At 73.2% G+C, this 13,019-nt stretch carries 11 protein-coding genes; 3 read left to right on the forward strand and 8 right to left on the reverse strand.

From position 1 onward, the window contains the following. Nucleotides 1–116 precede the first annotated feature (116 nt). Nucleotides 117–359, reverse strand: a complete 243-nt coding sequence (locus H299_RS0115065) for a DUF397 domain-containing protein (RefSeq protein ID WP_027749085.1) — start codon at nt 357–359, stop codon at nt 117–119. A 297-nt stretch (nt 360–656) separates the two neighbouring features. Here H299_RS0115065 and H299_RS0115070 point away from each other — a divergent pair, with 297 nt between their 5' ends. Continuing rightward, nucleotides 657–1,523, forward strand: a complete 867-nt coding sequence (locus H299_RS0115070; protein ID WP_027749086.1) for an SAM-dependent methyltransferase — start codon at nt 657–659, stop codon at nt 1,521–1,523. Nucleotides 1,524–1,566: 43 nt separating this feature from the next. Here the strand turns inward: H299_RS0115070 and H299_RS34295 are convergent, their stop codons facing one another. The 4 genes from H299_RS34295 to H299_RS0115085 form a co-directional block, all read right to left on the reverse strand. Then, nucleotides 1,567–2,580 (reverse strand): sulfite exporter TauE/SafE family protein, encoded by a 1,014-nt coding sequence (locus H299_RS34295; RefSeq protein ID WP_051262499.1) that lies wholly within the window; start codon nt 2,578–2,580, stop codon nt 1,567–1,569. Between the two features lie 294 nt (nt 2,581–2,874). After that, on the reverse strand, nt 2,875–2,946 hold the full coding sequence (locus tag H299_RS40440) for a putative leader peptide (RefSeq protein ID WP_486587295.1): 72 nt from the start codon (nt 2,944–2,946) through the stop codon (nt 2,875–2,877). Nucleotides 2,947–3,088: 142 nt separating this feature from the next. After that, nucleotides 3,089–4,546, reverse strand: coding sequence for an aminopeptidase P family protein (locus H299_RS0115080; protein WP_078512781.1), 1,458 nt, complete (start codon nt 4,544–4,546; stop codon nt 3,089–3,091). A gap of 143 nt (nt 4,547–4,689) precedes the next feature. Beyond that, nucleotides 4,690–6,072: a PP2C family protein-serine/threonine phosphatase gene (locus H299_RS0115085; protein ID WP_037759167.1), complete on the reverse strand. Its 1,383-nt coding sequence runs from the start codon at nt 6,070–6,072 to the stop codon at nt 4,690–4,692. A gap of 564 nt (nt 6,073–6,636) precedes the next feature. Between H299_RS0115085 and H299_RS0115090 the strand changes: the two genes are divergently transcribed. Then, on the forward strand, nt 6,637–7,347 hold the full coding sequence (locus H299_RS0115090) for a bifunctional DNA primase/polymerase (protein ID WP_027749089.1): 711 nt from the start codon (nt 6,637–6,639) through the stop codon (nt 7,345–7,347). Nucleotides 7,348–7,838: 491 nt separating this feature from the next. On the opposite strand, the gene H299_RS0115095 is transcribed toward H299_RS0115090, so the two are convergent. The 3 genes from H299_RS0115095 to H299_RS0115105 all read right to left on the reverse strand — a co-directional run bounded on the left by H299_RS0115095 (nt 7,839) and on the right by H299_RS0115105 (nt 10,816). Continuing rightward, nucleotides 7,839–8,807: a DUF5926 family protein gene (locus H299_RS0115095; RefSeq protein WP_027749090.1), complete on the reverse strand. Its 969-nt coding sequence runs from the start codon at nt 8,805–8,807 to the stop codon at nt 7,839–7,841. A gap of 334 nt (nt 8,808–9,141) precedes the next feature. Then, nucleotides 9,142–9,756, reverse strand: coding sequence for an ATP-binding protein (locus tag H299_RS0115100; RefSeq protein ID WP_027749091.1), 615 nt, complete (start codon nt 9,754–9,756; stop codon nt 9,142–9,144). Between the two features lie 217 nt (nt 9,757–9,973). Then, on the reverse strand, nt 9,974–10,816 hold the full coding sequence (locus H299_RS0115105; protein ID WP_037759172.1) for a glycerophosphodiester phosphodiesterase: 843 nt from the start codon (nt 10,814–10,816) through the stop codon (nt 9,974–9,976). Between the two features lie 207 nt (nt 10,817–11,023). On the opposite strand from H299_RS0115105, the gene H299_RS0115110 reads away from it, so the two are divergent. Beyond that, on the forward strand, nt 11,024–12,937 hold the full coding sequence (locus H299_RS0115110) for a trypsin-like peptidase domain-containing protein (protein ID WP_027749093.1): 1,914 nt from the start codon (nt 11,024–11,026) through the stop codon (nt 12,935–12,937). Nucleotides 12,938–13,019: the final 82 nt, after the last annotated feature.

Here is a 13,019-nt window from a genome sequence, read left to right on the forward strand (position 1 = left end):
GCCCATCCGCTGCGTTGCCCGATCGACCGAGTAGCCCACTACGAGGCCGATCAGGCGCCTTCCGGCCGGCCGCACCAGGACGCCTCGCTACCGGGCAAACCTTGCCTGACGCGGCACTAGCGCTGTGGCAGCAGGGAGTCGAACTCGCCGTCCTTGATGCCGGTGAGGAAGGCGGCCAGGTCCTTCCCGGGGTAGATGAGCGCGGGCCCGGCCGGCTCGCGGGAGTTGCGTACGGCGACGCCCCCGCCCGGGAGGGCGGCCAGCTCGACGCAGTTGCCGCCGGGAGCGCTCCGCCCGCTCTTGCGCCAGGTGGCTCCCTCGATCAGATGGGCCGGAACTCCGTTGTCGATCTGCTGCATCCCACGGCTCCTTCACTGCCGTTCGCGGTATCTGATTCTGCCTGGCCAGATGCCGGTGTCGGTGGATGTACGCGCATCTGTGCTTGCAGATGTGCGTACAACTGTAAGTGCGCCTGTGCTTGCATCGCCAGACCAACTGCCCCTGCAGACACTCCTGTTCACCAGTCCGAATCCGTCCCGCGGAAGCGGCAGCGGGCTACCGGGCCGCGGTGGCGCGGGTGCAGAATGTGCCGAACGCACCGGCGCGGGGCGCTCGTTCCGCCTGCCGGTGCCCCGAGCAGGTACGAAGGGGCGCGTATGGACGAGCAGCACGGACAGGACCCTGACCCGGGAGAGGCGCCGCCCGAGCGCGACCTCGGTCTCGACCGCCACCACAGCGCCCGTATCTACGACTACTTCCTGGGCGGCAAGACCAACTACCCGCCGGACCGCGCCGTCGCCGAGAAGCTGCTCGCCGCCTTCCCCGGCTTCCGTACGGCCGCGCGCGCCAACCGCTCCTTCATGCACCGGGCGGGCCGCTACCTCGCAGAGCGCGGCATCAGCCAGTTCCTCGACATCGGCACCGGCATCCCCACCCGGCCCAACCTGCACGAGGTGGTCCAGTCCGTCCTGCCCTCGGCCCGCGTCGTCTACGCCGACAACGACCCGATCGTGCTGGCCCACGCCCGCGCGCTGCTCACCGGTACGCCCGAGGGGCGGACGGCCTACGTCGAGGCGGACATCACCGAGCCCGGCGCCATCCTCAACTCGGCGCAGCTGCGTGACACCCTGGACATGACCCGGCCGGTCGCGCTGAGCCTGGTCGGGCTGCTGCACTACCTCACCGACGAGCAGGACCCGCACGGCCTGGTCGCCGAGCTGGTGGACGCGCTCGCCCCCGGCAGTTACGTGGTGATCTCGCAGTGCACCCCGGACTTCGCGCCGGAGGAGTGGGAGAGTGCGATCGAGGTGTACAAGGCGGACGGCGGCAGTGCGCAGGTGCGCAGCAAGGCGGAGGTGGCGCGGTTCTTCACCGGCCTGGAGCTGGTGGAGCCCGGGGTGGAGGTGCCGCACCGCTGGCACCCGGACGAGGACACCGAGGGCCTGGCCCGGATCGGTGAACTGGACGACGCGGCGGTGAGCCTGTGGGCGGGCGTCGCGGTCAAGCCGCCCGCGCGCGGCTGAGCGCGCGCGGGCGGGTCGCGCCGCGGAGTACGGCGCGGCGGGGTCAGGGAACGAAAGGCGCCTTCGTCGAGCCGGCCCCGGTCCCGGCCCCGGTGGCGTCCGCGGTGGCGTGCGCGTCCACCGCGTCCGACGCCTCGTCCGGCGCCGCGCCGTCCGCCCCGGTGCCGCCGCCACCGCCCGCGGCGGCGGCCTCCGCGCGCTCGCGGCGGACGCCCTGCACGGAGTAGGCGACGGCCGCCGCCCAGATCACGTACAGCACCACGTACACCAGGGCCCGCGTCGGACCGTCCACGTCGTTCGTCTTCAGCAGGGTGCGCGAGTTGGTGAGGATGACGATGCCGCCGACCAGCGAGCCGAGCAGCCGGGTGGGCACCCGGCTGACCAGCCACGCCGCGAACGGCGCGGCCACCGCGCCGCCGACGAGGAGCCCGGCGACCGTCACCCAGTTCAGCTGCTCGTCGCCGAGTGCGAGCAGGAAGCCGAGGCTGGCCGCGACCGAGACGACGAACTCGGAGGTGTCCACCGAACCGACCACCTTGCGCGGCTCGACCCGCCCTGAGCCCAGCAGCGCGGGGGTGGCCACCGGGCCCCAGCCGCCGCCGCCCGTGGCGTCGACGAACCCGGCGAACAGGCCGAGCGGTCCGAGGTAACGGCGGCGCGGTGTGGACCACTTCGCCTTGTCCGTGCGCGGCGGCCGGAAGGTGAAGCGGAGGAAGATGTAGACGCCCAGCGCCAGCAGCACCCCGGCCATCCACGGTTCGGCCAGCTCGGTGGAGAGGTTGGAGAGCACGGTGGCGCCGACGAACGCCCCGATGCCGCCGGGCACCGCGAGTCTGAAGACGATCTTCCAGTCGACGTTGCGGAACTTCCAGTGCGAGAAGCCGGAGACCAGCGAGGTGCCGATCTCGGCGAGGTGGACGGAGGCGGAGGCGGTCGCGGGAGAGGTGCCGGCTATGAGCAGCAGAGTGGTGGAGGTGACGCCGAAGGCCATGCCGAGGGTGCCGTCCACGAGTTGGGCGACCAGCCCGAAGAAGGCGAAGATCAGGAAGTGGGTCACGGTGTCCTCATGTCGCGGTCGAAGAGCGGAGCGGGAGGGGTGTGGGGCCGCGCTCGGACAGGCCAACCGGACATGCTGACGGGACACGGGAGTCGGGGAGGCACGGCGGAGGCACCGCCGACCGGGCACACCGGCCAAGCCGGAGTGCGAAGCACCGCGTCAGGAGAGCTGCATGTGGACGTGGACTGCCGGGCGGGGGCGGGCGGCAGGCCGTTCAGCTCGGTGGAGCGGCCCGGTGCCCACGGCGTGCGCCACTGCGGGGCACGAACCGCCCCTGGGCGCCGCCTTCGAGAGTCAACACATGCAGGTGGAGACGCGCAGGAGATCCACGTGCAGCCGCTGCACCAGTCTCACTCCGCTTGTCATGTGCTGGAGTATGGCAGCGGCACGCGCCGGTCACCAGGGCGCGTCCGAAGAATGGAACGCGCCCCCCTCTACTCCTCGGTGTGAGAAGCAGAGGGGGGCGCGTTGTCACAGGTGGGCGGCGTGTGCCGCCGATCTGCCGGTCTCAGCCCCTGAGACGGGCCATCCAGGACTCGACCTCGTCGCTCGTGCGCGGCAGCCCGTCCGACAGATTGCGGTTGCCGTCCTCGGTCACCAGGATGTCGTCCTCGATGCGCACGCCGATGCCCCGGTACTCCTCGGGGACCGTCAGGTCGTCCGCCTGGAAGTAGAGGCCGGGCTCCACCGTGAGGCACATGCCGGGCTCCAACGTGCCCTCCACGTACGTCTCCCGGCGGGCGACCGCGCAGTCGTGCACGTCCATGCCGAGCATGTGACCGGTGCCGTGCAGCGTCCAGCGGCGCTGGAGGCCCAGCTCCAGCACGCGGTCGACCGGGCCCTCCAGCAGACCCCACTCCACGAGCCTGGCGGCGAGCACGCGCTGCGCCGCCCAGTGGAAGTCCAGGTACTTCGCGCCCGGCCGCACGGCGGCGATGCCCGCCTCCTGCGCCTCGTACACCGCGTCGTAGATCTTGCGCTGGAGGTCGTCGAAGCGGCCGTTGATCGGCAGCGTACGCGTGACGTCGGCGGTGTAGAGGGTGTCCGTCTCCACGCCCGCGTCCAGCAGCAGCAGCTCGCCGGAGCGGACGGCGCCGTCGTTGCGCACCCAGTGCAGGGTGGTGGCGTGCGGTCCGGCGGCACAGATCGAGCCGTACCCGATGTCGTTGCCCTCCACGCGGGCGCGCAGGAAGAAGGTGCCCTCGATGTACCGCTCGGAGGTCGCCTCGGCCCGGTCCAGCACGCGTACGACGTCCTCGAAGCCGCGCACCGTCGACTCGCAGGCCTTCTGCAGCTCGCCGATCTCGAACGCGTCCTTGATCAGCCGCATCTCGGAGAGGAAGGTGCACAGCTCCGCGTCGCGCTCGGCCGTCACCTTGTCGGTGTGCGCCGCGTCGATGCCCGCGTCGTACCCGCGCACCGTGCGCACCGGCCCGGTGGCCGCGCGCAGCTTGTCCGCCACCGTGCGGACGTCCTCGCAGGCCATGCCGTACAGCTGCCCGGCCTCGGTGAGGCTGTGGCGGCGGCCGACCCACAGCTCGCCCTGGTGGTCGAGCCAGAACTCGCCGTTCTCCCGGTCGGAGCGGGGCAGGAGGTAGAGCGTCGCGTCGTGGCCGCCGGCCGACCCCGTCGCGCCGTCCTCGACGGGCTCCAGGACCAGGACGCCGTCCTCGGTCGTGTCGCCGGTGAGGTAGGCGTACTCGACCGAGGCGCGGAAGGCGTAATCGGTGTCGTTGGAACGCGTCTTCAGGTTGCCCGCCGGGATCACCAGACGCTCACCGGGGAAGCGGGCCGAGAGCGCCGCCCGGCGAGCGGCGGTCCGCCCGGCCTGGGGGACGGGGGCCAGATCCCGCAGCTCGGTGTCGGCCCAGCCCGTCCGCATGTTCGCGGCCAGCTCGTCGGAGACTTCCGCGTACTGGCCGTTCTTCCGCTGCTGAATCGGCTCTTCCTCCGGGGCGTCTGCCACGTCCACCACTCTTTCTCGTTCCTGTTCCGAATGCCTGTTCCGGACCGTTGTCCATGGTAGGGCGGCGGCCGTCGGTGTACAGGAGTGAAAGCTTGTGACGTTTCTGTCACGGTCCGGGGGCCGTCAGCCCTCCGGTCCGCCGGTCAGCCGAAGCGCGCGGCCAGCAGGACGACGTCCTCCCGGTCGTCCCCGCGGTCCCGCCCCTCCGGCGGCACCGCGCGCAGCACGTGGTCGACCATCGCCTCCGGATCGGTGCCCGCCTCCGGCGGCGCGCCCGCCACCACCGCGCGCAGCCGGGCGAACGCCTGGTCCATGCCGCCACCGCACCGGTGCAGCAGCCCGTCGCTGTAGAGCAGCAGCGTCTCGCCCGGCCGCAGGCGCAGCTCGAGGCTCGGCGCCTCCCAGCAGGCCAGCATGCCCAGCGGAGCGGAGAGCGTCGTCTCGGCGTACTCGGTGCGCCCGTACCCGGTGACCAGCGGCGGGCAGTGCCCCGCACCAGCCAGTACGATCCGGCGCCGGGCGGGTTCGGCGTAACCGAACAGCGCGGTCGCGGAACGGGCGGGCTCGGTGAGCCGCAGCAGCAGTTCGAGGTCCGAGAGCACGGCTACCGGGTCCTCGCCCTCCATCACCGCGTACGCGCGCAGCGAGGCGCGCAGCCGCCCCATCGCCGCCAGCGCGCCCGGTCCGCCGCCGGTCACGCCGCCGACCGCCAGCCCGAGCGCGCCCTCGGGCAGCGCCAGCGCGTCGTACCAGTCGCCGCCGCCGCGCGGCGCCGTACGGTGCCGGACGGCCAGCCGCACGCCGGGCACCCGGGGCAGGCGGCTGGGCAGCATCTCCTCGCGTACGGCGGTGACCGCCGTACGCGCCCGGGTCAGCTCCAGGTGCCGGGCGAGCTGCTCGGTGGCGCAGCGGAGGTAGAGGTCGAGCAGGTGGCGCTGGCGCGCGTCCGGCTCGGCGGGCTCGTCGTAGAGCCAGACGGCGGCGCCCACCCGGGCGCCGGCCGAGGTGGTGAGCGGGACGGCGTAGCTGGCGCCGCAGCCGAGGCGGGCGGCGACCTCGCGGTGCAGGGGGGCGAGGCGGTCGTCGAGGGCGATGTCGGGGTGGGCGATGGCCGGGGGGCCGGGCGCGCTGGGCGGGGCCGGTGGGCTCGGTGGGCCGAGGCCGTCGATCAGCCGGGTGTACGAGCCGGAGTTGCGCGGCACGGTCTCGATCTGGCCCAGTTCGGCGCGGCCGAGCCCCAGCCCGATGGTGCGGTCGGGGCCGAGCCCGTCGGCGGGGGCGAGCGCGAGCAGTCCGCGCCGCGCGCCGACGAGGGCCGCACCCGCGCCCAGGACTTCGCGCAGCGCGGAGTCGAGACCGGCGGAGCGGGCGAGCCGCTCGGTCAGGTCGTGCAGGGTGGTCAGGTCGGAGATCCAGCTCGCGAGCCGGTCCTGGACGGCGGCCAGCTGATCGACGGGCGCAGTGTGCGGCGGAGCGGGAATCGCAGGGTTGATTCCAGCCACTTTCGGCATACGAGGTTTGCTCATAGGTGACGGCTTTCGCCCAAGTGAACTGTGCTCAATAGCATCGCAAACCCTCATGCTCATGCTGGGCCGCTCTCAACGCATCCAGATGTACACGCAGAGATGACACGATGTCCAGCATTGTCCCGATGGGATTGATGGTGTCCCGTGTGCTGCCGGTGCCCTCGGTGAGCGGACCGAGACTGAGCGAAGTTGGCGGAAAAGTATTGTCGTCTCTCGCATTTTGAGGTCGACTGGGCGCGCACGACAGCTCATCGCGCGCCGATGCTTCTCCCAGGCGGCGGTCGTGCGACGGGAGGAGAGTCACCTCGGCCATCGCGGGTACGGAACTGTGCAGGAACCCCGCGCGTCTTACCCCGTGAGGGCCGCGCCCACCCCCGAATTGGCGGGAGTACGAAGAGGAAGCGCCGACAGCGCGCTGTCCCCCGCCTGGTACCACGCTCGTCGAGCGGCATGATGCAGTGCCTTGTACGCACAGTTATTCGTGATCTACGTGGTGTGATGGGCTAGACGATCTCCGAACGAGAAGATCCTTGGCGTTCACGGAACGGAAAGGAACGAGCGCTCATGCGCGAGATCCTCGGAAGGCGACGCATGACCCGGTCAACGCTGCACAGCGCGGCGCTCACCAGTGCGACCCAGTGGCAGTGGCCCGTCGTGCCCGGCGCGACGTGCGCGAGAGACCACCGGCCCGACCTGCCGGATTCGTCCTCGGATTCGTCTTCGGCGGCGTGCTCCTGCGGTGACCCGGACTGCGTGGTTGCGGGCGCACACCCGGTCGACCCGGTGCTCCTGGCTGCGACCACCGACCCCCGCATGGTCAGCTGGTGGTGGACGGCGCGGCCGGACGCCTCGCTGATCCTGGCCACCGGAGCCGCAGCGGACGGCGGCGGGCGCGCCCCGTGCGCGCTGAGCCTCCCCGCGATCGCGGGGGTGCGCGCGCTGGCGGAGTTCCGGCGGCGCGGCGTGCGGGTCGGCCCCGTGGTGGCGAGCCCGACGCGCTTCGCGCTGCTCGTCGCCCCGTACGGGCTGGAGGAGTTGGGCGACCTGCTGTACACCCACGACTGGGTGCCCAGCTCGCTGCGCTTCCACGGCGAGGGCGGCTACGTCGCGCTGCCGCCCTCGGGCGCGGCCGGTGCGCCGCTGCGCTGGGAGCGGCGGCCGGCGGTCGAACGCGGGTGCGGCGCGCCGTGGCTGCCCCGGATGGAGACCCTGCTCGAGGGCCTGGTGGAGGCGAGCGCGGCGGTGCCCGACCCGGACAGCAGGCTGGCGTACTGAGCGGTCGAACGCGGGTGCGGTGCGCCGCACCCGCGGGTGCGGACGCGGCGTTCGGCGCGGTCCAATCGGCGCGGCTGCCAGGCAAGTTCACCCGTTCGGGTGGTTAACTCGCGCCGAGGCACGGGAGTTGACCCGTACGCATGGCGGAGAGTAATGCGCCGCCGGTTGTGCGGGGGATATCCGGTGCGTTGCGGGAAGCGCTTCGGCGGCTGCACCAGGGGGAGTCGACTGCGGGTCAACTCCCCCTGCCTCGCGGCGAGTCGGGAGTGAGCCGGAAGGGCGCTGCGAGTGTCAGGGCAGCGAAAAGCCCGGCCGCTGGCGACGGGGGATGCACCAGCGACCGGGCACTATGAACGGTAACAAGAGATCGGCTTTTCGCAAATTCGATCGCGCAGATCCGGACGTCGAATTACCTGTGGGTACACCTGCTGAGCGCAATGACTGTGACGGGGGTCACGGTCATATTCCCCCGCCCCGCCGACGCGCCCGGGTCAGCTCAGGGTGACCTGACGGTTGGTCAGCCCGCTGCGCGCCCGCCGCTCCTCCGGAGTCAGCGGGGCGGTCGCCGCGAGCGCCTCCGCCAGCCGGCCGGCGAACTCCTCGGCGGGCTTCTCGCAGTCCTCCGAGGTCATCGCGCTGGGCAGGTCCCAGACGGGAACCGTGAGCCCGTGCGCGCGGAACGAGCCGACCAGCCGGGTGCCCTCACCGAGCGAGGAGGCGCCCGCGGCGTGCAGTCGGGCGAGCGCGTCGAGGAGTTGCTCCTCGGGGTGCGTCATCACCCAGCGCAGGTGGTTCTTCTCCGGGGTTTCGCACCAGTACGCCCCTTCCGAACCGCTCAGCCGGGCGGTGGGAATCGCGGCGGAATTGGCGTGTTCAAGCGATGCCGCAACGTCGCCGGTCGCCTTCTCGGCGTCCTCCAGCCAGAATTCGAAGCCGCTGTGCACCTCCGGCGTGAACGCGGCCTCCGGGTCGAGCAGATCCTGGAGCCTCGGCCCGTCCGGCGCCGCTCGCCCCACCTCCACCGGATTGCCCGGCTCGGTGGTCAGCGCGCGCTGGAGCACATGCGCCAGATCCCGGCTGATGTCCCCGGAGGGCGTGTCGTTCTGGAGCCCGATGAGCACCTCACCGGTGTCGCGCCGCAGCGCGGGCCAGGCCATCGGCAGCACCGTCGCGAGCCGCACCGCGGGAACGCCCTCGGGCAGGCCGTCCCGCAGCGTCAACTCGACCGTCGCGGCGGGCACCAGCTCGCGCAGCGCGACCCAGTCGTACTCGGCGGGCAGCCCTTCGAAGGGGCGGCGGACCAGTTCGGTGACGGCCTGGGCGGCGGCCCGCCCGTGGCACGCCTTGTAGCGGCGGCCGGAACCGCACGGACACGGCTCGCGTGCGCCGACGACGGGAACCTCGCCGTCGACGGGCTTCGGTGTGCTGGCCTTCGTCAGGGGGCGGCGCTTCTTGGCCATGGCGTGCGGTACTCCAGGTCTGCGGTGGGCACTTCCGCCGCGAGCCTATGCCGTACCGGGCGAATCGGCCGACAGGTCCGCAGGACCCGTCGCACCGGCCACGGCGCGAGAACCCCTGAGGGGTGGGGAGGGGATCAGCTCGCGGGGTGGGGTGTCTGGTGCACTGCGTTCGCCCCTCGGCTCTGCGAGCGACTCCTGCTCGCTTCGCCTCGGCCTCTGTTCGTCCGGCCTCTGTCCGGCGGTCCTCGTACGGCGCGTACGTGGGACGGCTCCGCGCCGGGAGGCAGCGCCGCCGTGTGCTGGAGAGAACCGGGGACAGCTGGGAACCGCCTCGTCAGGCCGACTCGTCCAGCTCCGACAGGTCGAAACCGGCGAACGCCCGGCCGAGGCCGTCACCCGGGGCGAGGACCGCCCAGACGGTCACCCCCGGCTGCTGCCCTGCGGGCGGCCCGGTGACCACGGTGCCGCCGCTCCGGCCGCCCGCGCCGTGGCGGCGGCCCTCGCGCGCCCGGGCGGCGACCGGAACCCCGGTGCCGCCGCCGTGACACTCCTCGATGCCCCAGTCGCTGGCCAGCGAGGTGATGATCGCGAGCCCCCGGCCGCCGCGCGCGCTCACCGACGGAGTCGCCGCGCGGGGTCTGGTGGGGCCGCCGCCGTCGGTCACGGAGATGGTCAGCTCGCCCGAGGTGTCGCGGCTCCAGGCCGCCCGTACGACCTCCTCGGCGGCGCCCGCGCCCGCCTCCGCGCCCGCGTCCAGCGGCCGGGCGTGACGGCAGGCGTTGCTCAGCAGCTCGGAGAGGATCAGCGTCGCATCGTCGACCACGCCCTCCGGCGCGCCGCACGCCCGCAGCTCCTCGCGCATCCTGCGCCGCGCCGCGCCGACACCTGCCGGACCATGGGGCACGGCCATGGTCGACGAAGCAGGCACTTGTGCCACCATCAACGCCACCCCCGAAAACCTCCTCTGCCCCAAGCCGGGCCCCGCCATCGACGGCCTTACGCCAGGCTCCGCCCCACGCCAGGTGATGAATTCCCAAAAGGGGTGCACAGGAAACCGATACGCGCATGTGTCTTGACGCGTTCGTGACCATCGAATACGGCGCGCGTGCGCCCTGGTGCCCTGCGTGTGCGGCCGACGAGCCGGGCCGTGCGCCCCGCGCCCCTCATCAGGACGCGGCCGTCAGCTGGGCCCGGACCTGCTGCGGCCGGTTGGTGATCACCGCGTCGACGCCGAGCCGCGCGCACAGCGCCACGTCCGCGGGATCGTCCACCGTCCAGACGTGCACCTCGTGCCCGGCCCGGTGCGCGCGCTCCACGTACTCCGGGTGGGCGCGCAGGATGCGCATGCCGGGCCCGGCGACGGGCACCCCGGGCGGCAGCCGCCCGTCCCGCAGCCGGGGCAGCAGCAGTTGCATCAGGTAGACGGTGGGCAGGTCCGGCGCGGCGGCCCGCACCCGGTGCAGCGAGCGGGCGGAGAAGCTCATGATCCGCACCGGCGAGACGGGCCGGTGCTGGTCGAGCAGCGCGAGCAACCGCTCCTCGACCTGCCCGGCCCAGCGGGTGGGGTGCTTGGTCTCGATGGCCAGGCCGACCGGGCGGCCGGCCTCCGCGACCAGCCGCAGCAGCCGGTCCAGGGTGAGCACGGAGGTGCGCTCCGGGTCCTCGCTGTCGGGGGATTCGTAGGGGTCCTTGCCGTGCTGCGCGTCCTGCCCGTGCTTCCAGGAGCCGAAGTCCAGCTCGGCCAGTTCGGCGAGTTCGAGTGCCGAGACGGCGCCCCGGCCGTTGGAGGTGCGGTTGACGCGGCGGTCGTGGACGCAGACGAGATGGCCGTCGGCGGTCAGCCGTACGTCGCATTCCAGCGCGTCGGCGCCGTCGTCGATGGCTTTGCGGTAGGCGGACAGCGTGTGCTCGGGGACGTCCTCGGAGGCGCCCCGGTGGGCGACGACGGAGATCCGCTCCGGCGGTCGCGCGTCGAGGGGCCGCCGTGCGGGGCGGCTCTGGGGGCTCACCGGGTTATCGTGCCACCGGGGCGGCCGTGCCGCTGGGCCGGGTGCGGTGCGACCGCGGTGCGGGCGCCGGAATTGCCGGGAGTAAGGATTCGCTCGTCGCGAGCGTACGGTGATTTACGCCCCTCTGACAGGCCATGGGGAAGGCTGAAGAGGAGCCCGGAGACTTGCACATCCCTTCCGCGATGTCGTGTACCTGAGGAGAGAGCTGTGAGCACCGAGAACGAGGGCGACGCCGCCACACCCGCGGCGGGTGCGCCCCCCACGCAAGGTGCCGCGCCGACCGGTCCCGCGGTCGGCGGCCCGTCGCCGGAGTCCTCGGCTGCCCGGTCGCAGGACGGCGATTTCGCGCTGCCCGAGCCCACCCCGCCGCGGGACGCGGCGCCGGGCGGCGCCGTACGGGACACCCCGTCGCCGCCGGCCGGTGGAAGCGAGGACACCGCGGTGCTCAAGCGCGTGCCCGCGCCCGATGCGCCCGAGCAGGGCGTCGACACGAGCGCGGACGTCGGGAGCGCCGGTACGACCCAGCTGCGGGCCGTGCCCGCCGACGCCGCGCCGCGCCCCGTCCCGGGCGCCGGAGCCGTTGCCGGAGCCGGAGCCGCTGCCGCGCACGACACGCCGACCACCGGCCTTCAGCGCTCCGCCCCGCCGGTCACCGAGGTGGACCCCGCCGCTTCTGCCGCCGCGTCCTCCGTCCAGACGTCCCCCGACCTGGCAGCGCCCGACATGACGTCGCCCGACATCACGCGGCAGCAGCCGCCCGTCACCGCCGTGACGACCATGCCGGGCGCCGAGGCCCACGCGGGCCAGTGGGGCGGCGCCCCCGCGGGCGGCCAGCCGCACGGCACGGGCCCGGCGGGCGGCCAAGGTACGCCGCCGTCCGGCGGCGGCTACGGCGGCGAGCCGGGCACCCCCGGCGGCCCGGCCGGTGGCGGGCCGCAGGGTCCGCAGGGCCCGTGGGGCACCCCGCCCGCGCCGACGCCGTCCGGCTCGGGCGGCAGGCGCGGCCCCGGCGTGCTGATCGCGGCCGTGCTGGCCGCCGCCCTCTTCGCGGGCGGCGTGGGCGGCGGGATCGGCTTCTGGGCGGCGGACCGGGACGACTCCGGTTCCACCACGGTCTCCTCCGACGCGGACGGCGCGTCCGGCCAGCGCTCCGAGGAGCTGAACCGCTCGCCCAAGTCGGTCGCGGGGATAGCGGACAAGGCACTGCCCAGCGTCGTGACCATCGAGGCGTCGGGCGGGGAGAGCGGCGGCACCGGCACCGGCTTCGTCTACGACGAGGAGGGCCACATCCTCACCAACAACCACGTGGTCGCCAGCGCGGCGGACGGCGGGAAGGTGACCGCCACCTTCTCCGACGGCAAGACGTACGGGGCGGAGATCGTCGGCCGTGCCGAGGGCTACGACATCGCGGTGATCAAGCTGAAGGACGCGGGCGACCGCGAGTTGGAGCCGCTGCCGCTGGGCGACTCGGACAAGATGAAGGTGGGCGACGCGACGATCGCGATCGGCGCCCCGTTCGGGCTGTCCGGCACCGTCACCACCGGCATCGTCAGCGCCCAGGACCGGCCGGTGGCCGCCAGCGGCGGCGAGGGCGGCGACGCCTCGTACATGAACGCCCTCCAGACCGACGCCTCCATCAACCCGGGCAACTCCGGCGGCCCGCTGCTCGACGGCAAGGGCGCCGTGATCGGCGTGAACTCGGCGATCCGCTCGGGCGGCGGCGGGATGGGCGAGGGCCAGTCCGGCAGCGTCGGCCTCGGCTTCGCCATCCCGATCAACCAGGCGAAGCGCGTCGCCGGTCAGCTGATCGAGACCGGGGTGCCGGTCTACCCGATGATCGGCGTCCGGGTGCAGATGGGCGAGAAGCCGACGGGCGGCGCCGAGATCGCCAAGTCCGCCACCAACGGCGAGCCGGTCACCGAGGGTGGCCCGGCCGACAAGGCGGGCCTCCAGCCGGGCGACGTCATCACGGAGTTCGACGGCAGGCAGATCGACAGCGGCCCCACCCTGATCGCCACCATCTGGACGCACGAGCCGGACGAGACGGTGAAGGTGACGTACGAGCGGGACGGCCAGGAGCGGACCACGGAGCTGACCCTGGGGTCCCAGAAGGGCGACTAGGTGCTCCCGGCGGCGCGCAGCCGCCCGCGTACACGCGCAGCCCCGCCGTACGGACACCGGTCCGTGCGGCGGGGCTCTCCCG

The organism is Streptomyces sp. CNH287 (assembly GCF_000424825.1).

Coding starts and splice junctions, on each gene's coding strand:
- H299_RS0115070 (WP_027749086.1), top strand. CDS start 657: ATGGACGAGCAGCACGGACAGGACCCTGACCCGGGAGAGGCGCCGCCC.
- H299_RS0115090 (WP_027749089.1), top strand. CDS start 6,637: ATGCGCGAGATCCTCGGAAGGCGACGCATGACCCGGTCAACGCTGCAC.
- H299_RS0115085 (WP_037759167.1), bottom strand. CDS start 6,072: ATGAGCAAACCTCGTATGCCGAAAGTGGCTGGAATCAACCCTGCGATT.
- H299_RS0115095 (WP_027749090.1), bottom strand. CDS start 8,807: ATGGCCAAGAAGCGCCGCCCCCTGACGAAGGCCAGCACACCGAAGCCC.
- H299_RS0115065 (WP_027749085.1), bottom strand. CDS start 359: ATGCAGCAGATCGACAACGGAGTTCCGGCCCATCTGATCGAGGGAGCC.